This is a genomic window from Empedobacter sp. UBA3475 (assembly GCF_002378465.1).
In the GTDB taxonomy this organism is placed as follows: domain Bacteria; phylum Bacteroidota; class Bacteroidia; order Flavobacteriales; family Weeksellaceae; genus Empedobacter; species Empedobacter falsenii_B.
Genome location: NZ_DFRA01000002.1, coordinates 144,484 through 168,488, shown reverse-complemented (window position 1 = coordinate 168,488; position 24,005 = coordinate 144,484). Strand labels below are relative to the sequence as shown.

Sequence of the window (24,005 nt, the reverse complement as noted above, 5' to 3'; positions counted from 1 at the left end):
AGTTATTCAAGAAAAGTTTAAAAATTTACCATAATTTAACAATAATCTCATTTAAAGTGTAGAACTTTGCGAAAGTAAACTTTTAAACTATTTCAAAAGATGAGGTTAAACTCAACTAAGCTTTTACTTGTAGGAGCTTTTGCCTTAATGGCATCATTATCTTTCGCCCAAGTTGTTGAACCAACAGATTCTACAAAGGTTGAACAGGACGAAAACGTATCTTTAGGAGAAACATTAATCATTGGTAAAGGAGTTATTGATGTTGCGGAAAATCGTAAAACACCAGTTGCTAATACAATTATCACAAGAGAAGAAATTCAAGATAAAGCAGTTGGTAATGTTGAATTTCCTGAAATCATGAAAAATTCTCCGTCTGTTTATGTGGCTGACCAAGCTTCTGGATTTGGAGATGCTAAAATGTTTTTACGTGGTTTCGATCAGTCAAATACAGCTTACTTATTAAACGGACAGCCAATAAATGGTATGGAAGATGGTAATGTATATTGGTCAAACTGGTCTTCTATGACTGATGTTGCAAACGTTATTGACGTTCAACGTGGTTTGGGTTCTTCTAAATTAGCTATTTCTTCAGTAGGTGGAACAGTTAATATTGTAACAAAAGCAACCGAATTAAGACAAGGAGGATTTGTTCGTTATGTAGCTGGAAATGACTCTTACCAAAAAGCGACTGTAGGGTATAATACAGGAATGAAAGGTAAATGGGGAGCTTCTATTTTATTAGATTATTGGACTGCTCATCGTAAATATGCACGTGGAACAGGAGGAGAAGGACAATCATATTTTGTGTCTGTTGGGTACAAACCAAATGATCGTCACCAATTCAACTGGATGTTATTTGGAGCACCACAAGAGCATGATCAAAATTACTCTAAGCCTTTAACGACAACTTATAATAAAAATGGATCTGTAAACACTCCAGGTTATGATATGACTGGTCGTAAAGGTAATTCTAACTATGGTTTTTACAATGGAGAACCATTATCGTTAAGAACAAATTATTACCACAAACCAGTAACAAATTTAAACTGGGATTGGACAATTAATGAAAATGCATCTTTATCTACAGTTTTATATGCGTCTATGGGACGTGGTGGAGGAACAGGTAATTTAGGTAGAGGATTATTTAGTTTATCTCAAGATGGCTATAATGTATTTACTCAAGACGGGGCTATTAACTGGAATGAGGTTGAAAGATATAATAAAACTATTGCTGGAGGTATTGGTTCAGGAACATCTTCATCATCTTCTAAAGGGATGGTTTTGAGAGCTTCTGTTAATAATCATTTATGGTACGGAGGAGTAACAAACTTCAACTATGATACAAAAACAGGTTGGGCTTTTAACGTAGGAGCAGATGTGCGTTTCTATGAAGGTGATCACTTCCAGCAGGTTGTAAATTATTTAGGATTGAATGGTCGTCAAGAAAATAACAAAAATAGATCAAACAATTTAATAACTAATACATATAAAGCGAAACCATGGGCTTCTTTATTTAATTCAGCTGATAAAGAAGATCGTGTAAATTACGATAACTCGGAAAAAATTAACTATCAAGGTGGTTTTGGACAAGTAGAGTATTCTAATGACATCTTCTCTGCTTTTGTTCAAGGAGCTATTTCTAATCAGTCTTACCAAAAATTTGACCGTTGGAATTATAACGCTGACCACAAAGATGTTGTTAGTGGAGTTGTTTCTTATAAAAATGGAGAGGCAAAATCTAAAGTTCGCAATAAAACTGGATGGAACATTAAAGGAGGTATAGCATTGAATATTACTCAAGAAAACAAAATTTTTGTTAACGCTGGTAAATATTCTCGTCAAGCATTCTTAGATAATGTTTTTATGCAAAATACAGTTAGTTTCATCGATCCAGCAATTGATAACGAAGAGATCTTAGGTTTAGAGGCTGGATATAAATATATGACTCGAAACTTAAATGTTAATATTAATGCTTATTATACTAAGTGGGAAAATCGTGCAGATTCTTATACAGCAAATGGATACTATGTTGGTGAGGATTTTGTTCAACAAGATGTACGTTTCTTATTAACAGGAATTACTCAATTACATAAAGGTATAGAAATAGATTTTAATACAAAAGTTAATAGAGATTGGACTATTAGAGGATATGCTTCATATGGAGATTGGAAATATGATGGTAATGCTAATTATAGAATCCAAGATCAAAATAGTAGCTCAATTGTTATTGACAATAAACCTGTTAATTTAGATGGTGTAAAAGTTGGTAATGCTGCACAATTTACATTTGGTATGGGTACGAAAGTAAATGTAGCTAAAGGATTATCTTTTGATACTGATTTCAACTATTTCGCGAGACTATATGAAAATGTAAATGTAGTTGATATTGTAAAATCAGAACTTAAAGGCAATGATTATTTAAATGTTCCTTTAAGACCATATGCAATTGTTGATTTAGGTGCAACCTATGAATTTAAATTTGGTTCTCAAAAAATTAGATTCAGAGGTAACATTAAAAACTTATTCAATGATCAATACTTATCTCGTAAAGATGGTTATGGTTACTTCTGGGGATTAGGTAGAACTTGGAATGCAGGTGTTACATATAATTTCTAAGATAAATTTTATAAATAATAAAAAGACGAACTTTTATAGTTCGTCTTTTTTTTGTGTTTACCTTTGATGAAAATTTGTAAAATGATTCAGCCTGATTTTTTAAAAGAAGGGGATAAAATAGCAATAGTAGCTCCTGCAAAGCGAATGCTCAAAGGAGAATTAGAAGAAACAATTGAGCTCATAAAATCTTGGAAATTAGTTCCAGTTTTAGGGAAAAATATTTATGCCGAATATGATTTTGGTTATCGATATGCAGGCACAGATGAAATGAGAACAGAAGATTTTCAGTGGGCATTAGATGACCATGAGATAAAAGCGATTTGGTGTGCTAGAGGAGGTTATGGTTCTGTGAAAATTATTGATGAACTTGATTTAACGAAGTTTACTAAAAATCCAAAATGGATCATTGGTTATTCTGATATCACTGTTTTTCACAATCATTTTAATCGATTAGGATATCAAACTTTACACGCGGTTACAGCAAAAAAATTAGCAAATACCGAATATCATCCAACATCCTATCAAAGTATTTATGAAGTACTATTTGGACATGAAATTAATTACGAAATTCAATCACATGCTTACAATAATTTAGGCGAAGCAAATGGAGAATTAATAGGAGGAAATCTTTCGATTGTTTATTCACTTTTAGGGAGCGAATCTGCGATTACAAATCCTACGGATAAGATTTTATTTTTAGAAGATTGGTTTGAGAGTTGGTATGCTGTTGATCGAATGTTGATGAATCTTAAACGAAACGGAATTCTTACTCATGTAAACGCAATTATTTTAGGGAACTTTACGCACATGGATACGGAAGAAGAAAATGCTGAAAACTACAATCATCCATTCGATCCAAAAACGTATGAAGTCATTCATAGTTTTACAAAAAAAATAAATATTCCAATCGCTTTCGGATTTCCTGCAGGACATACAGGACACAATGTTGCGCTAAAAATGGGTGCAAAAGTTCAGTTAAATGTTACCTCAAATAATGTAACTTTGCATCATTATACAAACAAATATGGAACAAGATAATTTAACAGTCATTACTCACCCGTTGGTAAAAGCAAAAATTACGCAAATGCGTGATAAAAACACAACAACGAAAGAATTTGGCGAATTAGTAGACGAAATTTCAGGTTTAATGTGTTACGAAATTACACGTAACATCGAGCTTGAAGAAGTAGAAGTTGAAACGCCAATTACCAAAACAATCGGTTACAAATTAAAAGGAAATGATATGGCTATCGTTCCAATTTTACGTGCTGGATTGGGAATGGTAAAAGGGATTCATCAGTTAATTCCAACAGCGAAAGTTGGTCATATTGGGCTTTACCGCGATCATGACACATTACAACCTGTTGAGTATTTGTGTAAACTTCCAACAGATTTAGATTCTCGCGATGTGATTTTGGTTGATCCAATGTTAGCAACTGGAGGTTCTGCAATCAAAGCAATTGAAATTTTAAAAGAAAAAGGAGCAAAATCTGTTCGTTTGGCTTGTTTAGTTGGTTGTCCGGAAGGAGTGGAAGCGGTACAAAATGTTTATCCAGAAGTTCCAATTTTCTTGGCTGCTTTGGATGAAAAATTGAATGAAAATGGATACATCGTTCCAGGTTTAGGTGATGCTGGAGATCGTTTGTACGGGACAAAATAATTTTTTTGAATGAGTATTAGTTACGATTTCGGAAAAGAAGCAGAAGATTTTGCAGTTAATTATTTAATCCAAAATGGGTACAAAATATTGGCTCGAAATTATTTTTTCAGAAAAGCCGAAATTGATATTATTGCTCAATTTGAAAATGAGATTGTTATTATAGAGGTTAAGAGTCGTACTTCAAATTATGTTGTGGAGCCAGAAAGTTCTGTTAACACAAAGAAGAAGAAATTGTTAATTCTTGCCGCAGATGATTTTATTCAGAAAAATAATTTTATTTCTGAGGTAAGATTTGATATTTTAGCACTTTTAAAAAAACAACAATCTTGGAGCGTAAATCATATCAAAAATGCGTTTAATGCTTCAGAAATTTAATCAACTTTTATGGAAGTATTTATGAGTCTTTTTGACTTTATTATGCATATCGACCAGCATTTAGCAGAGTTTGCAAATGAGTATGGTTTGTGGCTTTATGCAATTTTATTTTTAATCATTTTCGTGGAAACAGGTGTGGTTGTGATGCCATTTTTACCTGGAGATTCACTGTTGTTTGCAGCAGGTATGTTAGCTGCGCAAGAAACAAATGATATGAATGTGTGGATTATGATTGCAATTCTTTTGGTGGCCGCCATTCTCGGTGATACGTTGAATTATACCATCGGGAAAAAAGTTGGTTACAAAGCAACTAAGGTTAAGATTTTTGGTAAAAATTTCATTCAAGAAGAACATATCAATAAAACGCACGAATTCTACGAAAAATATGGTTCTAAAACTATTGTAATTGCACGTTTTGTACCAATTGTAAGAACTTTAGCGCCTTTCGTTGCAGGAATCGGACGAATGGGATATTCTATTTTCATTACATATAACGTAATTGGAGCTGTGTTATGGGTTGTTGGTTTAACACTTATTGGATACTTTTTAGGAAATATCGAATGGGTTCAAAATAATTTTTCTAAAGTAATTTTAGGAATAACAATCGCTTCTGTACTTCCAATTTTAGTGGAAATTATCAAAGAAAAGTTCGGCAAAAAAAAGGTAGCTGAACAAGAATAACTATAAAAAATTAACTCGACTTCGGTCGAGTTTTTTTATACCTTTAAATCATGGAAATTTTAGATTACATACTACATATCGATAAATATTTAGAAGCCATTTTGAATGATTATCAAAACTGGTTTTACTTGATTTTGTTTCTCTTAATCTTTATCGAAACAGGTTTGGTTGTCATGCCTTTTCTACCTGGCGATTCGCTTTTATTTGCGGCAGGAATGTTGGCTGCGGCTTTTCCAGATCAACTTAATATTTATATCGTATTAGGTTTACTTTGGGTTGCGGCGATTGCAGGCGATACGGTCAATTATACGATAGGAAAAACTTTGGGAACGAAATTAGTTACAGCCAAAATTTTCGGTAAACGAATTATTAAAGATTCTGCCATTCAAAAGACCGAAGATTTCTTTATAAAATATGGTTCTAAAACCATTGTAATTGCACGTTTTGTTCCGATTGTAAGAACGCTTGCGCCTTTCGTTGCAGGAATTTCTAAAATGCATTATGGCACATTTATCAAATATAATTTCATCGGTGGAACAATTTGGGTTTTCGGGATTACATTGGCTGGATATTTCCTTGGAACAATTCCATTTATCAAAAACAATTTCGAAATTGTCGTAATGGCAATTATTGTGTTTTCTTTGGTTCCAATTATTGTAGAATTCGTCAAAGAGAAAATAAAAAAATAAAAAATGAGTACAGAAAATTCGATTTTCATCATCTTACTTTTGTTGATAATCTTTTTACCAATTATTTTATTTATCATTGAGTCTCAAAAAGAATATAAACACGAAAATGATGAAGTTATTCGCGTCAAAATTGGTTTTTTAAGCTATATTTCAGTTTTTAATATGATTCTTTTTGCAATTCTTTGTCTTACTTTTTTATTTATAGCTTATCAATTATTGTTTGTGACAGATTTCATTTTAACTAACATAATTATTGGAATGATTTTTTTGATACTATTCTTTGTTTTTACCATTCCAGTTGCCAATACTTACAATCATCTCTTACATGAATCTAAGCGAGAAATTTATTTTTTCAGGAATAAAAAGGTTTTGTTCGTTGTAGAAAAAGAATCAGAAATTACTATTGATTTAGAAGATGAAATGATTGAAATCAATCACGAAGTTTCTAATAAAAGTTCTAAATATCAAACTGGTCATGGTAAATATAATTTTATTCAGAATGATGAAATTATTCCAATTTCAGATTTAATCAAATTTCCGCAAGATTTTCTTGATCAAAATAATATTGAGCAAGTTAAAGTTTCGAAACTTTTTATTTGGATTTAGATAATCATTCAAATAATTCCTATCTTCTATTTTTAAAAATATCAATCAATGAAAAACCTATTAATTATTTGTTCTATCCTTTTTTCTTTTGTTGTAAATGCACAACAAGGTTATCCTGTTCCTCCAAAATCAGAAAATAGATTATTTTACATTCAACACAACGACAATAAAAATACGTTTGTTTACGATGCACTTTTTTCGAGCAAAGGAATTTTAGATGCTAACAATCCAGTTGATATTTATCGCATTCTTTATGCTGAAGATGGTTCAAAAAAGCCCTTGACTTCTATACAAAAGAAATTGGCATATGGTTTAGATATTAAGAAAATTGAAAAGAATGTTTTTCAGTTGACATTGGTTTCTTATCCAACTCAAAAATTAACGCTTAAGCTTGATTCTCAAAAAAATCCAATTGTTCAAACAACTGTTAATAACAAGTTGATAACACTGAATCGTGTTTTCTTAAAACAGAAGAAAGGAACGGCTGGAATCTCCGTAAAGCTTGATTATATTTTATTTTACGGAAAAGATAAAAACGGAAAATCTGTAGAAGAGAAAATTGTTCTCTAAAAAAATCTCCCTAAATTAGAATCTGTAAGACGCAATTTAATAGCATATGATCGAAGTAAGAGAGGTGAATACGCCAAGTGAAATGAAGAAATTTGTCGATTTACCTTTTGAAGTGTATAAAGATAATCCGTATTGGGTGCCTTCTTTAAAGAAAGATGAACTCGCAAGTTTTGATAAAAATAATGCAATTTTTGAGACGGTTGAAGCTAACTATTTTTTAGCTTACAAAGGAAAAGAAGTAGTTGGACGAATTGTTTCGATTATTAATTGGACCGAAGTAAAAGAAATTGGAAAGACTAAAATTCGTTTTGGTTGGTTAGTTTTTAAAGATGATATCAACATTTTAAAAGCTTTATTAACAACTGTTGAAAACATTGCTAAAAATAATAAACTGAGTTATATAGAAGGTCCGATGGGATTTTCGAATATGGATAAAGCTGGATTATTAACAGAAGGATTTGATAAAGTTGCCACTTTGATCGGTTTATATAATTACGAATATTATCCAATATATTTGCAAGAATTAGGTTATCAACCAAAAGCCGAGTGGTTAGAATATTCTATTGATATTGCGAATTTGGGCAAGGTAAAGCAAATGGATAAATTGTGTGAAATGCTCAAAAAACGTTACGAAATAGATACGTATAAATTTGATACAATTAACGAAATGTTACCTTATGTAGACGAAATGTTTGATTTGTTGAATGTGACGTATGCAGAATTGCAAAGTTTTGTTCCGATAGAAAAATTTCAGGTTGAGCATTACAAAAAGAAATATCTAAAATTTCTTCATCCCGATTTTATTTCATGTGTAAAAGATAAAAACAACAAAATGATTGCTTTTGCGATTACGATGCCTTCATTTTCAAAAGCTTTTCAGAAAACGAAAGGAAAATTGTTCCCATTTGGTTGGTGGCATTTGATGCAAGCGCAAAAAAAGAACGATCATGTCGAATTTTATTTGATTGGAATTCATCCTCATTATCAAAATAAAGGTGTTAACGCCTTGATTTTTAAAGAGCTTTATGATCGATTTATAGCGAGAGGAATTAAAACTTTAGAGACCAATCCTTTGCTAGAGGAGAATACAAAAGTGCAACAATTATGGAAAAACTTTGATCCGGTTATCCATAAACGTAGAAAAACATTTTATAAAGATATAGAAGCATAAAAAAATGGTTAGAATCTAAATTCTAACCATTTTCTATATCAATTAAGGTTGTGGCTGATAATTTTTCGCATTATCTTCAGCATCATCATCAAACTAATCTCCAAATTTTTGCTTAACAGATTCTTTGATTTGATTCTATTTTTCTTCTAAATAATTATAAATTAATGTTTAAAAAAATGAAGAATAATTTCCTTAGAAAACTGCGAAGTAAATCAAAATAATGATGATAATCACAACCACTATAAATTCAAAAATGGAAATAGTTCTTCCACCAGATTTCAAATTTCTTTTCGAATACATACCAAACCAACTTATAACCAAATAATGATCTAAATTTATGAAAAATATTATAAATCATTAGAAAACAATAAATCATAAAAAAAGACTTTGAAATATTTTTCAAAGTCTTTGCTGTTGTACGGGCGGGGAGACTCGAACTCCCACGTGTATATATTAATTTCTTACTTTTCTAAAACTCTCTAAAACTTCATAAATGCCTTTATTTTAGAGGGGATAATGTAGTTTTAAATCTATATTGAAATCTATCTAAATTTAAACAAATAGCATAATATTTAAGGTATGTCGGGAAAATGTCGGGAAAAAATCGGATAAATTTTTTACCTTTGAATTGTTCAATAAATCCGCTAATAATGGCTAATGTAAAATTTTTTATTCAAAAAAAATCTGAAAATTCTCAGATTTATGTAAGGTTTTTTATAGGGAAAAAGATAGATTTCACTAAAAAAACTAATCTTTTTATTAATTCCAAAGATTGGAGCGACAAAACAAATCTACCAAAACCCAATACAGAAACTAATAAGGCACTTAAATATAAATTAGAAGTTATATTATCTCCTTTTATAAAAGAACAATATAATAAAGATAGTACGGAGGGGGAGATAATAAATAGTGACTGGTTAACTTCAATTATTGACAAATGTTTTAATAGAGTTGAAGTAACCGATTTAGATATCTTTACAAATTACATTCAAAGAATTATTGATAAAGCACCATTTAAAAAAAATAAAACTGGGGGAATCGGATTATCTGCAAGCACTATTAAGAATTATAAAATGTTCAAAAATATAATTTTGAACTATGAAAAATCTATTAAAAAGGTTCTTAAGTTTAGTGATATAAACCCACAATTTATTGAAGATTTTACAGAATGGTTGTTGGTTAAAAAGTTGTATTCTAAAAATTATGCAGGGCGTCAATTAGAGTTTATTAAAACGACTTGTTTAGATGCAGAAAAAAATGAATTAAATGTAACAAAGTCATCAACAAAATTAGAAACGTTTAGGTTAAGTGATAAAGAAAGGTATATACATACTTTATCGTTTAAGGATTTAGACAAAATTTTCAATACCGAAATGCCTACACCGCATTTAAAAGAGGTAAAAAAATGGATTTTGTTTGGTTCTTATATTGGTCAACGTGGTGGCGATTTATTAAATCTTACAACCGAAAATATCAGATTAAAAGACAATGCAGTTTATATTGATTTAGTTCAGCAAAAAACAGAAAAGTTTGTTACTATTCCAGTACTAAAAGATTATGTAATTGATATTGTATTGAATGAATTTCCCAAGAACGTATCTTTTAAAAAAATTAATCCACATATACAGAAAGTATGCGAATTGTCGGGTATTGATGAGGTTGTGACTGGTTATGCTAAAAATGAAAAGAAAGGAAATCTTGAATTAACTACTTTACCAAAATATAAATTTATTACTTCTCATTCGTTTAGACGTTCTTTTGCTTCAAACTTTTATAAAAAAATACCTACGCCCGTTTTAATGGGTATAACTGGACATAGTGAAGAAAGAATGTTTTTGAAATACATCAATCGGAAAGCAGATAAAGATACAAATGCCGATTCTTTTGCCTTGTATTATGGTCAAATGATGAAGAAAGAAGAACCAGTTTTAAGAGTTTTAAAATCTTCAAAAGGTTAGGTTATGGATTTAGAAAGGATAAATTTAGATAACTATATTCTTTATTTAGAAGATAAATATTTAAAAAGAAAAAAGGAATTCATAAGTCTATCTATAAATGCGTTTATTTTTGAAGAAAAAGAAATTCTAAACAATGATTTAGAGTGGATTAGCGAATATTTAAACGGATTAAAAAGCCCTATATATATAGAATCAGTGTATATGATATTAGAGCAACTTTTAGGAAGAATATGGGTTAGCGAGAGAGACGAAGATGTAGTTTATAGATGTCAAGGGTTAAAGTTGGATTTTGAAGATTTGCAGATAATAGATGATAATTCAGATTTTGAAGATTCGCAACTTACAAATGATACTAAAATAGTAAAAACCTTAAATAAAAATTATAATCCTCGAGAAGAATCAATACTTGTTCTGCAAGAGCCTTATATAAAAAAATTAACCGAAATGAAGCATAAGGTTATTGATTTACTCAATTATTTAGATAAATTAGATATTAGTAAAATCGATTACAAAAAACGATTTAAAAAAGAACTTCATCAGCAAATATTCGTTAATAATGGGTTTCTACTTTTTGAGTATATTTTAAATAATTACGTTTCAGAAAACAAAGGTAGAAAAGCGGATTTAAATTTTTATTACCGCAAACTTTACAAGGCTGGCTATATTATTGAAAGTTGTGAACCTAAATATTTTAGAGACTGGTATGAAATTACTTTTAATGATGATTTTGGACAAATAAAAACTATAAGCGAAGTTTATACAGATAATAGAAATACCTATTATGATACTTCTTTAGAATGGTTTAAACAACAAACTGATATATAGACTCCAAAAAGTCCTATCACTGACCTAATACGGTCTAAATACTAATATTCCTTTGCTAATAATTAAAAACAACAATTATGGACAAAGGAATTTTTTTAATTTCAGACTTACAACTTCAAGAAATTCAAAACGGATTTGAAGCAAAACTACAAGAGTTTGCAAAAAATTTTCAACCGAAAGAACCGAAAGAATATCTTACACGTTCGGAGGTTGCGGAAATGTTAAGTATCAATTTATCAACTTTACACAATTGGTGCAAAAAAGGAAAATTAAAGCCTTTGGGGTGCGGTGCAAGGGTTTACTTCTTACGTTCACAAGTTGAGGAATGTTTAAAACCAATAACAGATTTTTAATTATGACTGGTATTGCGAAAACACCCGATTTTTTTACTCATATCTATAAAGTAAATCACGAGGTTAAAACCTATTCAGTTTACGAACTGGATAAGTCAAGAACCGACAAAAGTTTGTTAACCGATATTTTACGGGTTGAAACTTATAACGGAAAATCAGAAGCAAAAGGAATTGATAAATATTTGAGGTTGAGAACCTCATCTAATTGGACTACTTCTGAAAAAGTAACGGGTTTAAGACCTACTTCGATTAAGAATGTATTTTACGGAAATCGTATAGTAAATGATAAACGCAATCTTTTGATTTTTGTTTTTTCAGACGACTACAAATGGTTGAAGATTGATGTTTATAGGTCGTTTTATCCTAAGACACCTAAAATATTAACGTCAATCATAACAACAAATTATAAGACAAAAAAAAGAGGTACTAATGAAGCACCTCGATTGTTCAATAAAAATACCGCTGGTATTGCAAATATTTTAAACAAAGGTAATGATAATGATTGATTTTCTTCAATTAAATATCATATACCCTCAATTAATCGAATATTTTAGAAATCACAAATTATTAACTTTTAAAGAGTCAAAAGAATGGATATCTAAATATGATGATGAAGTAATTAACACTAAGATTACTAAACATTACAAACAAATATTATTCATTTTTTACGAGAAAAATTTAGTAGTAAAATTTAAACCCCACTATTACAAAAACAATAATTTACACAATGCAGATGCGTTTAGTGTTAATGATTGTATAAACGTAATTAAGGAATTTAAAGAGGTTTTTAGTCTTACAGATGAAGATTTAAAATTGATGTTAATTAATAACATTGAATTTGGTTTGAATGTGAAAAGCCCCATTGATGAAAAGAAGTTTATAGATTATTTAAGTTTTTACAATCAAAAGGAGTTTAGTAATAAATCGGATCTAAAACATTTTAAAGAGTGTTTTTCTTCATTAGAGAATATTATTAAAGCATATTCAAAATATGTTCAATATCCTGAATACTGCGAACCTTTTACGTATAGGTTTGATATAAAGCATAGGAAAGCGAGAGTTATTAACGATAATTATAACATTTATTCAATGTTCGATTTGATGAATTTTGATTGTTATCTATCAATTAGAGATGCAGTAATAAAATTCTTTAATAATATTTTAATTCTGCATTATTCAGTTAATACGAAAGGGAAATTAACAGAAGCAGAAGAAAAGAAACTACTGCGTTTTATCAATCCTTATTCGTGGAAAGAAACGAAAGATTATAATAAAAATACTTTTAGCAGACGAAAGACATCTTACAATAAATTATTAGATAAGACGGGCTTTAATATTCATTCAAAATCATTAGAAATGATAATAGAAAAACTCGATAAACTAATGAATGGAAAAAATAAAAATGTGGACTCCCCACATATAAATATAGGGTGGGAAAGCACACTTAACATAAAACGGATTTGTCCAATTACAGGAATTAGTTTAGAGAATGAAAAAGCAGAAGCAAAATATATTCAAACTAAAACATTAAAGAAATTGAAAGAGGAGGAAGAGGAAGTTTATAATTTGATTAAACATAATCTTCTCCATAATTCAAAACAAAAACCAAAGTTTGAGAGTTCAGAATTTTCTCATTTAGCAAAGCAGATTAGAAATAATTATTACAATCCAAAAAGAACTTTTTTACACTCAATACCAGCAACTATTAATCAACTTAATTTATTTTAAAAATGACATCAACAGAATTAAAAAACCATTTAGAGAAAATGCAAGAGGTAGAAATATTAGATTTTTACAATACTATGGCTTGTTGTTTCGGTTCATCAGATGATATGATTTATTACAATGATGATGAATTTTATAAAACTCAATTTTTGAATAGCTGGGATTCGCAAGTTTCAAAAATAAATCCTGAAAGTAAATTTAATGAGTTTGACAAATTTGTTAAAATGTTGGAGTACAAGAAACTCGAAACAGCAAACTCGATTTTTGATTTAATGAATTTAGATGTTTTGATTGAATTAATTGCTGAAAATTTAGAGGAGGTTAAGGATATGAACGTTTTAAATTTATTGTAACTGCAATATATACGATTTAACAAACTTTAATCTAAAAAGTATATGAATACATTAGAAATCAATAAAAGTTTAAAAAGTGTCGATACGCAACTGTTAAAACGTCAATTTAATGGCAAAGGAGAAGTAAAAGGATTTCGTTTTAATCAACTTGCAAGAAATGATTTTGCGGTTATTTATGAAAAAAGATATTTATCAACCTGCATTATATCTTATGAAGTATTTGAATTGAAAATCAATACAAGATTTAATTCAGAATCTTATCCAACGTCAAAGGCGTTCGGAGTTTGGGCGTGGGAAGTTGCAACACTTGAAAAGGCGTTACAAAGAATGAAAGACATATCAATTAGAGTCAAAGCACGTCAACAAAAAAAAATTAACAGGATAAAGAGGTTCTTTGATTTGAAGTATTATATTTGTTGTTCCTAAAATTTAATAACAATGATATTCAAAAAAATTACTTCAATAATATTGCGGTATGGTGGCAAGTGCCGAAAGGTTTGCAATGGTGTGTTATTACACCATAGGACACCTAAACCGCTCTTTTTTATCCTAAAAAATAATAACAATTATGAGCACATCTTTAATTAAAAATCCTATTCAGGAATCAAACGAACAAGTCAATCAATTAGATGAAGTTTTATATTTCAATCCAAAGAGTGAAGAAAGATTAATTAAAGCATTAAGCAATAACAGAAAGTTTGAGTTTTTAATGTTCAACCTTTGGAGAACCCGAGCGGTATTATTCAATATTCTGCAAGATAATTATGATAAGGAAAGTAAATCTTATCTAAATAATGTTGAAGAAAAATTCGGTAATCAATTTCACGCAATCAATGATTTAATAGGAGTGCTATTAGAGGGAACAGATTTCCACCCAAGCATATTTCCACAAGAACCAACTGAAAGATTTTAAGAAATGAGCAATAATAAAACAGACTTTGAAGTAATAAACGAAATAGGTCAAGAGCAAAAAGATTTATTCATTGATAAAATAATTGGTTTATTTGCTAATAATCATTTGATAGAACACACAAGAGGGGGGGGTGCCGAGTTGTTTAGTGTTTATATTCAAAGTCCAGAATTTAAGAGATTAGATGATGAACGAAAAACAGATTTCTTACAAGTTCAATTCGAGATTTACGATATGTTTAATTTGATAGATAAACTTTCGGGAGATTACGGAATTGGAAAATATAAATGATTAAAAAAAAATGTCCATATTGAGACAACACAAAAATACCTCATTCAAAAGATGAGGTATTTTTATTATAGTGGAATAATTTCCTGAATTTCTTAAGTCCATAAGCGTATCCGCCCGCATATTTTATAGTTCGTTAATTTTGGATTTGGCAATAAGTGGCAAATTTTGGCACTTTTTGTCACTAAATTTATACTACAATATAGTGCAGTAATTTGAATTTTTTGAGTCCATAAAAAAGGAGTGATTTTTTTGAGTTCTCGGAGTCCATAAAAAATAACCTTTTTGAACGTATTTGACACTTGAATGATATAACAAAAAGAAAGATTTTTCCGTTGTCACTACGTGCGTGCGAGAGAAGAAAAAAAGTGAAATTTGTGCTTTTTCTTAGATTGTCGGGAAAATGTCGGGAAAAAAATAAGAAATATAATTAAACAATAAAAGCAACTACTTGTTTGTAAAGTAATTGCCTTTATTTATTGTACGGGCGGGGAGACTCGAACTCCCACACCTTGCGGCACTAGATCCTAAGTCTAGCGTGTCTACCAATTCCACCACGCCCGCTAAAATCTCACCGATTTGGATTGCAAATATACACAAGTTTTCTTTCTAACAAAATTTCGAAATAAAATTTTTTTAATCTTTTTTTACATTCTAAATTTGTACAAAGCTTTTACAAAAATGGAAATTACAGGAAGAATTAAGAAAGTATTTGAAACTCAAAATATTACTGCAAGTTTCAAGAAAAGAGAATTTGTTGTTACAACGCAAGAACAATATCCACAAGATATTTTAATTGAGCTTACACAAGATAAGACTGATGTGTTGAATGCTTACAAACCTGGTGATGAAGTGAAAGTTTCTATCAATATTCGTGGTCGTGAGTGGATTAATCCAGAAGGAGTAGCAAGATATTTTAATACAATCCAAGCGTGGAGAATTGAGAATATGGCGAATGCAGCTGCACAAGCACCTCAAGGTTACGATAATTTTGCACCAGCGCCTCCAGTAGATACTTTTTCTAATGGAGATGATGATGATTTACCATTCTAAGGAAAAAAACATCAATTAATACTAAACGTGTTCTTTATTGGACACGTTTTTTTAATTTTATATAAATTATACACAAAACGATATGTATTGGTTAAGTTCTGATTTAATCTTTCCTGATTACGATGAAGTGAATAGCGAGGGAATTATAGCTGTTGGAGGAGATCTTTCGCCAGAACGCCTAATTTTGGCTTATCAGAAAGGAATTTTTCCTTGGTTTAATGAAGAAGATCCAATTATTTGGTGGTTTCCACAAGATCGATTTGTTTTATTTCCAGAAAATTTACATGTTTCGAAATCGATGAAGAAAGTTTTTCGAGATCAAATATTTACGTATTCAGAAAATAAAGCGTTTCGAGAAGTGATTACAAATTGTTCGCAAGCGTATAGAAAAGATCAGGACGGAACATGGATTACAAATGATATGATTGAAGCATATTGTACGTTACATGAAATGGGAATTGCTAAAAGTATCGAAGTTTGGCAAAACGACGAATTGGTTGGTGGTTTTTATGGAGTTGATATGGGCGATGTTTTTTGTGGAGAAAGTATGTTTGCGAAAGTGAGCAATGCTTCCAAAGCTGGTTTTATACAATTTGTAGCAAAATATCATAAGAAATATAAGTTGATCGATTGTCAAGTTTATACCGAACATTTAGCGAGTCTGGGTGCAATGGAAATTCCGAGTGATGTTTTTTTGGAATATTTAGAGAAATAAAAAAATCCGACAATATTAATTTTGTCGGATTTTTTAATGATTTACTAATCACTTTACTTTGTAAAATTGATTGGATATTTTAAATTTTTATATTCATTTAGATCTGCATTTAACGATCCAACTAATAAACCCGCTTTTATTTTTAGCGGAACTAAGTTATCATCGTCAGAAATCCACATCGTAACCGATTCTGATTCTTTGAAAACGCGACCAGATTGTACGTAAGGACGAATTTTTATTGCTGCAATTTTTCCGAATTTTGTTTTTAAGGTTTCACGTCCCAAAACTTTTAATCGAAACTTTAATGTTTCGTCACCAAGAAAAATATTTTCGTTCAAATAATTTCCTGTTTTAAGAGTGGAATGATTGGCATTACGTAAGCTGTAAAAAGCAGAAAGTAAATCTTGTGCATCGTACGGAATTGTTTCTGTTGTTACTTTTCCATCTCGTTTATTTTCAACTTTTGCTTTTCTATTGGCGTGATCAAAATAATAGATTTGATGACGTTTGTAACTTCCTTCTACAATATTTCGAACAAATTTTGTCGGTTTCAAATCTGTTTTATCAATATACGATTCGTAATTATCATCTACCTTAAAAAAAGCACGTACCGCACCAGTAGAAGTTCCTTTTCCTACGATGTGATAATGGCTTTTTCCGTTCAATGTAGCTTCTCTTACATCAATTGAAGCAAAACCTGCATTCAATCCAGAATAATGAACTCTAAATTTTAGATTTTCGCCAACTTTGTAGTTGTTTTGAGCATTTAAAGGCAATGCAAATGAAAGGACAATAAAAGTAAAAAATAAAATATATTTTTTCATTTTGAATTTTTGGTTTTGAGGTTAAGATTCAAATTGTTTGCCAAAAATAATAAAACGCCTTTATAAATTGATATAAAGGCGTTTTAATTTATGAGAATCTAATGATATTCTAATTTTCTTCTTTTAAGGAAGATATTTGATCTGCTTCAGTTGAAGTTTCAAAATCTGAAACATTGATAACCGAAACTATTTCTGGAACATATTTTTTGATGGTCATTTCAACACCAGACTTTAAGGTCATTTGGTTGACAGAACATGCTATACATGCACCTGTAAGGCGAACTTTTACAATATTATCTTCTACAGATACTAATTCGATATCGCCTCCATCTGAATTTAAGAATGGTCTAATTTCAGTTAAGGCCTTTTCAACTTCTGAATATTTTTCTTCTGGAGTCATGATCTTTTACTTTTTTTAATTTTTTGCCGAACAACCTGCCATCGTTGTAATACGAACGGCTTCTGTTGGAGGCAAAGTATTGTTACGTTCTACTAAACTTTGTACTGCGTTACGTGCAATTTCTTTGTAAACATTAGCTACAACAGTATCTTCTTGCATTGCAGCTGGACGACCAACGTCAGCAGCTTCGCGAATAGATTGTACAATTGGAATTTCGCCTAAGAAAGGAACACCAATTTGTTCTGCTAAGTTCTTTGCACCATTTTGTCCAAAGATATAATATTTGTTGTTAGGTAATTCTTCTGGTGTAAAATACGCCATATTTTCTACAATTCCTAAAACTGGAACATTAATCGCTTCCATTTGGAACATTCCAACTCCTTTTTTTGCATCTGCTAATGCAATATTTTGAGGCGTAGAAACTACAACAGCTCCTGTAATTGGAACTTGTTGAACGATAGATAAATGAATGTCACCTGTTCCTGGAGGTAAGTCGATTAATAAGAAATCTAATTCTCCCCAATGCGCATCACGAATCATTTGATTCAAAGCTTTTGCAGCCATCGGTCCTCTCCAAACAATTGCTTGATCTGTATCAGCAAAGAATCCAATTGATAATAACTTGATTCCGTAAGCTTCTACTGGTTTTATTTTCGTCTTTCCATTAACTTCTACAGAATATGGACGGGCATCTTGACAATCGAACATAATTGGCATAGAAGGTCCGTAGATATCAGCATCTAATAAACCTACCTTGAATCCCATGTTTGCTAAACTTATTGCTAAGTTTGATGAAACAGTAGATTTACCAACACCACCTTTACCTGATGCTACAGCGATAATATTTTTAACACCTGGCAATTCAGAACCTTTGATTTCGTTCGGATTTTTTTCTTCAACTTCAACAGAAATGTTAAGTTTAAGATTTGACTCAGGTAAATTTTCTTTAAATGCATTTTTCAACGCAATTTCCAAACGCTTGCGTTCGTGCATTGCAGGCGAAGGAGAAACAATATCCAATATAATATCATTTCCCATCACTTGAGCGTTACGCATCCAATTGCGAATACCTAATTCTTCTAATACTTGATATATTTGATCTCTTGTGTAAGCCATCTTTTAATTTTAATGAGACAAAATTACGAAGAATCAAAGACTTTAAATAATCTAAAAACGTGATTTTAATTGTTTTGCTTTATAATTTGATAAATAGACTTAATTTGATGTATATTTAAACTTTAAATCTGACTATGGAAGAGCATATTATTTATCTGACGAATATAAGAAAACAGATTATTGATGAGCTTGAACAACACTCTCTGAAACAACTACTTTATATACCTGTTGGCTATAAAAACAATTTGTTTTGGAATGCGGCTCACGTTTTGGCAACACAGCAATTGATCCATTATTATTTAACCGATAATAGGATGTTGGTCGATATTCAGTTTATTCAGAAGTATAAAAAAGGAACAATCGGAAATACGGAAGTAACGGAAGAAGATGTGACAGAATTGAAGGAAATGTTGGAAAGTACACCAATGCAGATGTTCAAGGATTATCGTTCGGAAAAACTATCGTATTATCGATCATATAAAACAAGTTTTGGTATGACGTTAGAATCGATTGAAGATGCAATTTTGTACAACAATATTCACGAAGCAATGCATTTGGGCTATATGATGGCGATGAAAAAGAATATTCCTTTTTAAAATCAAACAGAGAATAAAATTTAAAAATTTAGATGTTAACATACAGAGATGCTAAACGAAGCGATTTAGAAAAAATAACAGAAATTTATAATTCTACAATAGCTTCGCGATTAGTAACTGCCGATACAGAACCAGTTTCAGTTGAAAGTAAAGTAAAATGGTTCGAAGAACATTCACCTGAAAAAAGACCACTTTGGGTTGTAGAAAATGAATCGAAAGACATTGTAGGTTGGGTAAGTTTTCAATCTTTTTATGGAAGACCAGCTTATGATGCAACTGTAGAAATTAGCATTTATTTAGATGCTATGCAACGTGGAAAAGGTTTAGGAAAACAAGTGTTGGAATATAGCATTACGAAAGCACCAGAATTTGGAATCAAAACGATTTTAGGTTTTATTTTTTCGCATAATGAACCGAGCTTGAAATTATTCAAGCATTTTGGTTTCGAAGATTGGGGAAATTATCCCAATATTGCAATTTTAGACGGAATAGAAAGAAGTTTAACTATTTTAGGGAAACGAATCGCATAAAAAACCCTCACTTCATTTGAAGTGAGGGTTTTTTATTTATCAGATAAATTTTATTTACCAATACTCCAAATCAATGCTTTTTCTTTAGTTGCTCTGTAAATTGTAGCATGTTCTTCTTTCGGTTCTGGAGAATAATTCCATTGTAGATTTGGAAGTTTTTCTTGCGTCAAAATATTCTTCAAATCATCTGTATAAGGTAAAATATCACTTGCTCCAGATCCTGCAAACCATAACTTTTTTGGAGTTGAAGGAAATTTAGCTAAATCATTTTTTGAATTCAATAACATTTTGTGATCGTTCCACCAAAGTGAAGGATCAATTGCAATATAATAATCAAACATTTCTGGTTGTTTCAGAAAAGTTTCCATGATAAATAATCCAGCCAAGGATTCGCCAATAATTCCTTTTTGGGATTGAGTGCGATACTTTTTCGTGATTTCAGGAAATAATTCATCCTTGATAAAACTTCTAAATTCATTCGAACCTCCCACAACATCGGCTATTTTTTTATCTTCTTCGTTTTCGGTTGGCGGACTCAAATCTTTGCGACGTTGTATGTTTTCTATTCCAACTAAAATAACCGGTTTTATTTTTTTCGAAGTAATTAAGCTATCCAATGTGTTTGCAATATGTGGAAAATCCTCTTTTGTTCCGCCATCTGGCATATACAAAACGTATAATGAATCTTGAGATTTAGGAACCCAAACATTAATAATTCGCTTTTCATTCAAAATTTTAGAATCAATTGTAAATGTTTCGTGTTTCGGAATTGGATCGTCGTAAACAACGGGATTAGAGTTTTTGCAGGATGTCAAAAAACTAATAGAGATTACAACTAATAAGTAGTTAAAAATCGATTTCATATATTTCATATTAAAGTGTTTTATCAAATATACAAAAATCATAAAGAGTTGATTTTCTATTTAATAAAAAAGACCACTTAAAAATAGTAGTCTTTTTCAAATTATTTTCTAAAGAGTTTTTAATACTCTAAAAATCTCACTTTATCTTCGATTGGTTGACGAACAGCTTCTGGAGAATCTCCTTCAATTTTTCCCATATAGAAAACACCAACACATTTTTCGCCTTCTTCCATAGTTGTAAACTCATCAACATTGGCGATAATGTTTGCTGGAGAAGACCAATATGCACCAATCTTTAGCGCACTTGCCATTAACCACATATTCTGAACAGCCATAGAAGTTGCAGCTAATTCTTCCCATTCAGGATTTTTTTCTGTGTTGATAAAATTGATTAATACAATTTTATTCGACTTATCACATTTCTCAATTAATGCATTTATTTTTCTGTCGCTCAATTGATCTGTTGGCGTTCCTTGCACATAAACACGCTTTACGTATTCGCGGAAACGGTCTTTTGCAGGTCCTTCTAAAACAACAAAACGCCAAGGTTCTGTTTTTTTATGAGATGGCGCCCAATTTGCTGCCTCAAAAATTTGATTCAATTCTTCGCGCGTAATTTCTTCTTGATTGTATTGCGGAGGAAATATAGAGCGTCTATTTTTTATGATTGATAATAAATCGTTTGCATTCATGTTGTAACAATTATTAATTTTATTCTACTAATCAAGCAAATTTACATTAATTTCAATTAAACCAACGTTAAGATGAAAACATTAGATTACAACAAAATTGAGTATTACAAAAACAATAAATTCCAATTTGATATCGGAAAATATTTCAATCAATCATTAGAACTTTTCCAAAATAATTGGCAGCCATTTGTTATTTATGCTCTTGTTGCAGCTATTGTTTATATGTTTACTTCCTTCACTATAATCGGATTGCTTTTTGTGATGTATCCACTTATAATGGGATTTATGATTGGAGCAGAACGTGCCGAAAACAAAATGTCATTAGAACTAGGTGACTTTTTTGGAGGTTTCAAAAATATAGGAAGCTATTTCCTTTTAACACTTATCGTAATGGGAGTTGCAATAGTTGTAATGTTACCATACATTATTTTTTCTTTTTTACCACTTATGTTTAATGATCCCGAAAATGTAAACTCAGCATTAATGATTGGTTCATCGCTTTTTGGTATGTTATACATCTTAGTGGCGACAGTATTTTTATTGTTCTTACAAGCGTGTATTTATCTGGCTCCGTATCTTATTCATTATGGAAATATGAGCGCTATTGACGCAATGAAAACTTCTTATGCAATCGTAAAAAAGAATTTTTGGTGGATGGTTCTAATAGCTATTGTTGTTAGTCTGGTTGCTTCAATAGGAGCTATTGCTTGTTATGTGGGTGTGTTAGCAACTTATCCAATTGGCTATATGATGGTTTATTTTATGTTAAAAGATATGATTTTGACAGATGATGAAAAAACAGAAATTGATCTACTTGGTACAAACCAAGAATAATATTAATTTTATCGAATGTTAGCAAAGCATTCGATTTTTACGAAAATGAATGAATTGGGAGCTGCAAAAGTTCCCTTTTTTTTTATGATCGATTTTTTGAAAGAAAATGGAGAAGTAATTCCGTTAAATGAATTACCTGATGAGATAAAATTTGAAATAGATTCGCCAAAAAAAGAATCTTTTCAGAAAGATTTTAAATTCAATAAATTCCCGATTTCCTTTGACGAATATTTGCCAAAATTCAATTATGTTCACGATAATCTTTTGTTTGGAAATTCATATTTAACGAATTTAACGCTTCCAACAAAAATTGAAACTGATTTGTCTTTGAATGAAATTTTTCAGTTTTCTGAAGCAAAATATAAATTGAAATATAAAGACGAATTTGTTTGTTTTTCTCCCGAACGTTTTGTGAAAATTGAAGATCAAAAAATCTTTTCAAATCCAATGAAAGGAACCATTGATGCTTCGATTCCAAATGCAAAACAACTCATTTTGAATGATGAAAAAGAAGCTGCCGAACATGCTACAATTGTCGATTTAATTAGAAATGATTTGAGTCTTGTTTCAGAAAATGTTGAGGTAACAAATTATCGCTACATGGATGAGGTGAAGACAAATGATGCAACACTTTTGCAAGTAAGTTCTGAGATAAAAGGTGATTTGAATGATGATTATTACCAAAACTTAGGAACGATTTTCGATAAACTTTTACCTGCTGGTTCTATTTGCGGTGCGCCCAAAAAGAAAACCGTTGAAATTATTTTAGAAGCCGAGAAGTATCATCGAAATTTTTATACAGGAGTTTTTGGTGTTTTTGATGGCGAAAATCTTGATAGTGCTGTGATGATTCGTTTCATCGAAAATAATCAAGGTGAATTATTTTTCAAGAGTGGAGGAGGAGTAACAGCAAAAAGTAAGGCAAAAGCAGAGTACGAAGAATTAATACAAAAAGTATATGTTCCAATTTATTGAATCGATTTGTTGTGTAAACAAACAACTTCGAAATTTAGAATTTCATCAAGCGAGATTTGATCGAACAAGAAATGATAATTTTACTGAAATCAATCCGATTTTATTAGACGAAATTATTAAGTTTCCAACAGATTTAACGGTTGAAAAATATAAAGTTAAAATTGTATATGATCGAGAAATTCAATCGGTAGAATTTCAACCGTATCAAATCAAACCAATTGAAAGTATTCAACTTTTTGAAATCGAAAATAAAATTGATTATTCATACAAATATTTAGATCGTTGGTTTTTTGATGAATATTTAAAAGAATCAAAAACAGATGATTTGGTCTTGGTGAAATCAAATTATATTACCGATTGTATTTATTCGAATATTGTTTTTTTTGACGGTTCTCAATGGATCACGCCACGAACTTTTCTATTGAAAGGAACAATGCGAGAAGTTTTGTTACAATCAAGCGAGATCATTCAGAAAAATATAAAAGTTTCAGATTTAGTTAATTTTAAATCATTCAAACGAATCAATGCGATGATGAATTTAGACGAAAGCCAAGAATTGGATATTTCGTTGTTAATTCAATAACTCTATAAAATTGATAGAGTATTAATTGCATTTTCATTTTTTAA

At 30.5% G+C, this 24,005-nt stretch carries 30 protein-coding genes and 1 tRNA gene; 25 read left to right on the top strand and 6 right to left on the bottom strand.

Features of this window, described 5'->3' with window-relative positions; translation table 11 throughout:
• The first annotated feature begins 99 nt into the window (after nucleotides 1-99).
• The 18 genes from B3I31_RS01200 to B3I31_RS01115 all read left to right on the top strand — a co-directional run bounded on the left by B3I31_RS01200 (nucleotide 100) and on the right by B3I31_RS01115 (nucleotide 14,783).
• Nucleotides 100-2,616, top strand: a complete 2,517-nt coding sequence (locus tag B3I31_RS01200) for a TonB-dependent receptor (protein WP_291047817.1) — start codon at nucleotides 100-102, stop codon at nucleotides 2,614-2,616.
• 81 nt (nucleotides 2,617-2,697) lie between these two features.
• The gene (locus B3I31_RS01195; RefSeq protein ID WP_291087375.1) at nucleotides 2,698-3,654 is read left to right on the top strand and encodes a S66 peptidase family protein; all 957 of its coding nucleotides are present in this window, start codon (nucleotides 2,698-2,700) and stop codon (nucleotides 3,652-3,654) included.
• Nucleotides 3,641-4,276: a uracil phosphoribosyltransferase gene (gene upp / locus B3I31_RS01190; protein WP_286495694.1), complete on the top strand. Its 636-nt coding sequence runs from the start codon at nucleotides 3,641-3,643 to the stop codon at nucleotides 4,274-4,276. Before B3I31_RS01195 ends, upp begins: the two co-directional genes overlap by 14 nt.
• A gap of 9 nt (nucleotides 4,277-4,285) precedes the next feature.
• A complete protein-coding gene (locus B3I31_RS01185; protein ID WP_286495693.1) occupies nucleotides 4,286-4,651 on the top strand; it encodes a YraN family protein in 366 nt (121 codons plus the stop codon).
• A 9-nt stretch (nucleotides 4,652-4,660) separates the two neighbouring features.
• Nucleotides 4,661-5,332, top strand: coding sequence for a DedA family protein (locus B3I31_RS01180; protein ID WP_180905395.1), 672 nt, complete (start codon nucleotides 4,661-4,663; stop codon nucleotides 5,330-5,332).
• Between the two features lie 50 nt (nucleotides 5,333-5,382).
• Complete coding sequence (locus tag B3I31_RS01175; protein WP_286495692.1) at nucleotides 5,383-6,021, top strand: VTT domain-containing protein; 639 nt, start codon at nucleotides 5,383-5,385, stop codon at nucleotides 6,019-6,021.
• Between the two features lie 3 nt (nucleotides 6,022-6,024).
• A complete protein-coding gene (locus B3I31_RS01170; RefSeq protein WP_114998695.1) occupies nucleotides 6,025-6,627 on the top strand; it encodes a hypothetical protein in 603 nt (200 codons plus the stop codon).
• Nucleotides 6,628-6,675: 48 nt separating this feature from the next.
• Nucleotides 6,676-7,197 (top strand): DUF4833 domain-containing protein, encoded by a 522-nt coding sequence (locus tag B3I31_RS01165; protein ID WP_286495691.1) that lies wholly within the window; start codon nucleotides 6,676-6,678, stop codon nucleotides 7,195-7,197.
• 46 nt (nucleotides 7,198-7,243) lie between these two features.
• Complete coding sequence (locus B3I31_RS01160) at nucleotides 7,244-8,368, top strand: GNAT family N-acetyltransferase (protein ID WP_286495690.1); 1,125 nt, start codon at nucleotides 7,244-7,246, stop codon at nucleotides 8,366-8,368.
• Between the two features lie 650 nt (nucleotides 8,369-9,018).
• Nucleotides 9,019-10,326, top strand: a complete 1,308-nt coding sequence (locus B3I31_RS01155; RefSeq protein WP_291071871.1) for a tyrosine-type recombinase/integrase — start codon at nucleotides 9,019-9,021, stop codon at nucleotides 10,324-10,326.
• A gap of 3 nt (nucleotides 10,327-10,329) precedes the next feature.
• Nucleotides 10,330-11,151: a hypothetical protein gene (locus B3I31_RS01150; RefSeq protein WP_291071873.1), complete on the top strand. Its 822-nt coding sequence runs from the start codon at nucleotides 10,330-10,332 to the stop codon at nucleotides 11,149-11,151.
• A gap of 77 nt (nucleotides 11,152-11,228) precedes the next feature.
• Nucleotides 11,229-11,504: a helix-turn-helix domain-containing protein gene (locus B3I31_RS01145; protein ID WP_291071874.1), complete on the top strand. Its 276-nt coding sequence runs from the start codon at nucleotides 11,229-11,231 to the stop codon at nucleotides 11,502-11,504.
• A 2-nt stretch (nucleotides 11,505-11,506) separates the two neighbouring features.
• A complete protein-coding gene (locus B3I31_RS01140; protein ID WP_291071876.1) occupies nucleotides 11,507-12,010 on the top strand; it encodes a hypothetical protein in 504 nt (167 codons plus the stop codon).
• The gene (locus B3I31_RS01135) at nucleotides 12,003-13,232 is read left to right on the top strand and encodes a hypothetical protein (protein WP_291071878.1); all 1,230 of its coding nucleotides are present in this window, start codon (nucleotides 12,003-12,005) and stop codon (nucleotides 13,230-13,232) included. The genes B3I31_RS01140 and B3I31_RS01135 overlap by 8 nt, the downstream gene beginning before the upstream one ends.
• A gap of 2 nt (nucleotides 13,233-13,234) precedes the next feature.
• Entirely contained in the window at nucleotides 13,235-13,582 is a 348-nt protein-coding gene (locus B3I31_RS01130) for a hypothetical protein (RefSeq protein WP_291071880.1), read from the top strand.
• A gap of 42 nt (nucleotides 13,583-13,624) precedes the next feature.
• Nucleotides 13,625-14,008 carry a hypothetical protein gene (locus tag B3I31_RS01125; protein WP_291071882.1) on the top strand — a complete coding sequence of 128 codons (384 nt, stop codon included), beginning with the start codon at nucleotides 13,625-13,627 and terminating at the stop codon, nucleotides 14,006-14,008.
• Between the two features lie 142 nt (nucleotides 14,009-14,150).
• Nucleotides 14,151-14,495, top strand: a complete 345-nt coding sequence (locus B3I31_RS01120; RefSeq protein ID WP_291071884.1) for a hypothetical protein — start codon at nucleotides 14,151-14,153, stop codon at nucleotides 14,493-14,495.
• Nucleotides 14,496-14,498: 3 nt separating this feature from the next.
• Nucleotides 14,499-14,783 (top strand): hypothetical protein, encoded by a 285-nt coding sequence (locus B3I31_RS01115; protein ID WP_291071886.1) that lies wholly within the window; start codon nucleotides 14,499-14,501, stop codon nucleotides 14,781-14,783.
• Nucleotides 14,784-15,262: 479 nt separating this feature from the next.
• On the opposite strand, the gene B3I31_RS01110 is transcribed toward B3I31_RS01115, so the two are convergent.
• Nucleotides 15,263-15,344: transfer RNA gene (locus B3I31_RS01110), tRNA-Leu, on the bottom strand.
• 117 nt (nucleotides 15,345-15,461) lie between these two features.
• Here B3I31_RS01110 and B3I31_RS01105 point away from each other — a divergent pair.
• A complete protein-coding gene (locus B3I31_RS01105) occupies nucleotides 15,462-15,833 on the top strand; it encodes a DUF3127 domain-containing protein (RefSeq protein ID WP_019976879.1) in 372 nt (123 codons plus the stop codon).
• 82 nt (nucleotides 15,834-15,915) lie between these two features.
• A complete protein-coding gene (gene aat / locus B3I31_RS01100; RefSeq protein WP_286495163.1) occupies nucleotides 15,916-16,548 on the top strand; it encodes a leucyl/phenylalanyl-tRNA--protein transferase in 633 nt (210 codons plus the stop codon).
• A 53-nt stretch (nucleotides 16,549-16,601) separates the two neighbouring features.
• Here aat and B3I31_RS01095 read toward each other — a convergent pair whose 3' ends face one another.
• The 3 genes from B3I31_RS01095 to B3I31_RS01085 all read right to left on the bottom strand — a co-directional run bounded on the left by B3I31_RS01095 (nucleotide 16,602) and on the right by B3I31_RS01085 (nucleotide 18,888).
• On the bottom strand, nucleotides 16,602-17,372 hold the full coding sequence (locus B3I31_RS01095) for a DUF3108 domain-containing protein (RefSeq protein ID WP_286495162.1): 771 nt from the start codon (nucleotides 17,370-17,372) through the stop codon (nucleotides 16,602-16,604).
• A 109-nt stretch (nucleotides 17,373-17,481) separates the two neighbouring features.
• A complete protein-coding gene (locus tag B3I31_RS01090; RefSeq protein ID WP_114998704.1) occupies nucleotides 17,482-17,772 on the bottom strand; it encodes a NifU family protein in 291 nt (96 codons plus the stop codon).
• Between the two features lie 15 nt (nucleotides 17,773-17,787).
• On the bottom strand, nucleotides 17,788-18,888 hold the full coding sequence (locus B3I31_RS01085; protein WP_114998705.1) for an Mrp/NBP35 family ATP-binding protein: 1,101 nt from the start codon (nucleotides 18,886-18,888) through the stop codon (nucleotides 17,788-17,790).
• 134 nt (nucleotides 18,889-19,022) lie between these two features.
• Here B3I31_RS01085 and B3I31_RS01080 point away from each other — a divergent pair, with 134 nt between their 5' ends.
• Together B3I31_RS01080 and B3I31_RS01075 are read left to right on the top strand one after the other, a co-directional pair.
• On the top strand, nucleotides 19,023-19,484 hold the full coding sequence (locus B3I31_RS01080) for a DinB family protein (protein WP_038336414.1): 462 nt from the start codon (nucleotides 19,023-19,025) through the stop codon (nucleotides 19,482-19,484).
• 32 nt (nucleotides 19,485-19,516) lie between these two features.
• Nucleotides 19,517-20,014 (top strand): GNAT family N-acetyltransferase, encoded by a 498-nt coding sequence (locus B3I31_RS01075; RefSeq protein WP_171622578.1) that lies wholly within the window; start codon nucleotides 19,517-19,519, stop codon nucleotides 20,012-20,014.
• A gap of 50 nt (nucleotides 20,015-20,064) precedes the next feature.
• On the opposite strand, the gene B3I31_RS01070 is transcribed toward B3I31_RS01075, so the two are convergent.
• Together B3I31_RS01070 and B3I31_RS01065 are read right to left on the bottom strand one after the other, a co-directional pair.
• Nucleotides 20,065-20,886: an alpha/beta hydrolase gene (locus B3I31_RS01070; protein WP_291060483.1), complete on the bottom strand. Its 822-nt coding sequence runs from the start codon at nucleotides 20,884-20,886 to the stop codon at nucleotides 20,065-20,067.
• Between the two features lie 110 nt (nucleotides 20,887-20,996).
• Nucleotides 20,997-21,569, bottom strand: a complete 573-nt coding sequence (locus B3I31_RS01065) for a nitroreductase family protein (RefSeq protein WP_219033807.1) — start codon at nucleotides 21,567-21,569, stop codon at nucleotides 20,997-20,999.
• A gap of 72 nt (nucleotides 21,570-21,641) precedes the next feature.
• Between B3I31_RS01065 and B3I31_RS01060 the strand changes: the two genes are divergently transcribed.
• The 3 genes from B3I31_RS01060 to B3I31_RS01050 are packed head-to-tail and all read left to right on the top strand — an operon-like array spanning nucleotide 21,642 to nucleotide 23,961.
• The gene (locus B3I31_RS01060; protein ID WP_291060486.1) at nucleotides 21,642-22,403 is read left to right on the top strand and encodes a hypothetical protein; all 762 of its coding nucleotides are present in this window, start codon (nucleotides 21,642-21,644) and stop codon (nucleotides 22,401-22,403) included.
• A 15-nt stretch (nucleotides 22,404-22,418) separates the two neighbouring features.
• Nucleotides 22,419-23,378, top strand: a complete 960-nt coding sequence (locus B3I31_RS01055; RefSeq protein WP_291060488.1) for an aminodeoxychorismate synthase component I — start codon at nucleotides 22,419-22,421, stop codon at nucleotides 23,376-23,378.
• Nucleotides 23,362-23,961 (top strand): aminotransferase class IV, encoded by a 600-nt coding sequence (locus tag B3I31_RS01050; protein ID WP_291071890.1) that lies wholly within the window; start codon nucleotides 23,362-23,364, stop codon nucleotides 23,959-23,961. Before B3I31_RS01055 ends, B3I31_RS01050 begins: the two co-directional genes overlap by 17 nt.
• The last annotated feature ends 44 nt before the right edge of the window (nucleotides 23,962-24,005 follow it).

Excerpts from the sequence above, each read along its gene's own strand:
- B3I31_RS01200 (WP_291047817.1), top strand. The coding sequence starts at position 100 with ATGAGGTTAAACTCAACTAAGCTTTTACTTGTAGGAGCTTTTGCCTTA.
- B3I31_RS01195 (WP_291087375.1), top strand. The coding sequence starts at position 2,698 with ATGATTCAGCCTGATTTTTTAAAAGAAGGGGATAAAATAGCAATAGTA.
- upp (WP_286495694.1), top strand. The coding sequence starts at position 3,641 with ATGGAACAAGATAATTTAACAGTCATTACTCACCCGTTGGTAAAAGCA.
- B3I31_RS01185 (WP_286495693.1), top strand. The coding sequence starts at position 4,286 with ATGAGTATTAGTTACGATTTCGGAAAAGAAGCAGAAGATTTTGCAGTT.
- B3I31_RS01180 (WP_180905395.1), top strand. The coding sequence starts at position 4,661 with ATGGAAGTATTTATGAGTCTTTTTGACTTTATTATGCATATCGACCAG.
- B3I31_RS01175 (WP_286495692.1), top strand. The coding sequence starts at position 5,383 with ATGGAAATTTTAGATTACATACTACATATCGATAAATATTTAGAAGCC.
- B3I31_RS01170 (WP_114998695.1), top strand. The coding sequence starts at position 6,025 with ATGAGTACAGAAAATTCGATTTTCATCATCTTACTTTTGTTGATAATC.
- B3I31_RS01165 (WP_286495691.1), top strand. The coding sequence starts at position 6,676 with ATGAAAAACCTATTAATTATTTGTTCTATCCTTTTTTCTTTTGTTGTA.
- B3I31_RS01160 (WP_286495690.1), top strand. The coding sequence starts at position 7,244 with ATGATCGAAGTAAGAGAGGTGAATACGCCAAGTGAAATGAAGAAATTT.
- B3I31_RS01155 (WP_291071871.1), top strand. The coding sequence starts at position 9,019 with ATGGCTAATGTAAAATTTTTTATTCAAAAAAAATCTGAAAATTCTCAG.
- B3I31_RS01150 (WP_291071873.1), top strand. The coding sequence starts at position 10,330 with ATGGATTTAGAAAGGATAAATTTAGATAACTATATTCTTTATTTAGAA.
- B3I31_RS01145 (WP_291071874.1), top strand. The coding sequence starts at position 11,229 with ATGGACAAAGGAATTTTTTTAATTTCAGACTTACAACTTCAAGAAATT.
- B3I31_RS01140 (WP_291071876.1), top strand. The coding sequence starts at position 11,507 with ATGACTGGTATTGCGAAAACACCCGATTTTTTTACTCATATCTATAAA.
- B3I31_RS01135 (WP_291071878.1), top strand. The coding sequence starts at position 12,003 with ATGATTGATTTTCTTCAATTAAATATCATATACCCTCAATTAATCGAA.
- B3I31_RS01130 (WP_291071880.1), top strand. The coding sequence starts at position 13,235 with ATGACATCAACAGAATTAAAAAACCATTTAGAGAAAATGCAAGAGGTA.
- B3I31_RS01125 (WP_291071882.1), top strand. The coding sequence starts at position 13,625 with ATGAATACATTAGAAATCAATAAAAGTTTAAAAAGTGTCGATACGCAA.
- B3I31_RS01120 (WP_291071884.1), top strand. The coding sequence starts at position 14,151 with ATGAGCACATCTTTAATTAAAAATCCTATTCAGGAATCAAACGAACAA.
- B3I31_RS01115 (WP_291071886.1), top strand. The coding sequence starts at position 14,499 with ATGAGCAATAATAAAACAGACTTTGAAGTAATAAACGAAATAGGTCAA.
- B3I31_RS01105 (WP_019976879.1), top strand. The coding sequence starts at position 15,462 with ATGGAAATTACAGGAAGAATTAAGAAAGTATTTGAAACTCAAAATATT.
- aat (WP_286495163.1), top strand. The coding sequence starts at position 15,916 with ATGTATTGGTTAAGTTCTGATTTAATCTTTCCTGATTACGATGAAGTG.
- B3I31_RS01095 (WP_286495162.1), bottom strand. The coding sequence starts at position 17,372 with ATGAAAAAATATATTTTATTTTTTACTTTTATTGTCCTTTCATTTGCA.
- B3I31_RS01090 (WP_114998704.1), bottom strand. The coding sequence starts at position 17,772 with ATGACTCCAGAAGAAAAATATTCAGAAGTTGAAAAGGCCTTAACTGAA.
- B3I31_RS01085 (WP_114998705.1), bottom strand. The coding sequence starts at position 18,888 with ATGGCTTACACAAGAGATCAAATATATCAAGTATTAGAAGAATTAGGT.
- B3I31_RS01080 (WP_038336414.1), top strand. The coding sequence starts at position 19,023 with ATGGAAGAGCATATTATTTATCTGACGAATATAAGAAAACAGATTATT.
- B3I31_RS01075 (WP_171622578.1), top strand. The coding sequence starts at position 19,517 with ATGTTAACATACAGAGATGCTAAACGAAGCGATTTAGAAAAAATAACA.
- B3I31_RS01070 (WP_291060483.1), bottom strand. The coding sequence starts at position 20,886 with ATGAAATATATGAAATCGATTTTTAACTACTTATTAGTTGTAATCTCT.
- B3I31_RS01065 (WP_219033807.1), bottom strand. The coding sequence starts at position 21,569 with ATGAATGCAAACGATTTATTATCAATCATAAAAAATAGACGCTCTATA.
- B3I31_RS01060 (WP_291060486.1), top strand. The coding sequence starts at position 21,642 with ATGAAAACATTAGATTACAACAAAATTGAGTATTACAAAAACAATAAA.
- B3I31_RS01055 (WP_291060488.1), top strand. The coding sequence starts at position 22,419 with ATGTTAGCAAAGCATTCGATTTTTACGAAAATGAATGAATTGGGAGCT.
- B3I31_RS01050 (WP_291071890.1), top strand. The coding sequence starts at position 23,362 with ATGTTCCAATTTATTGAATCGATTTGTTGTGTAAACAAACAACTTCGA.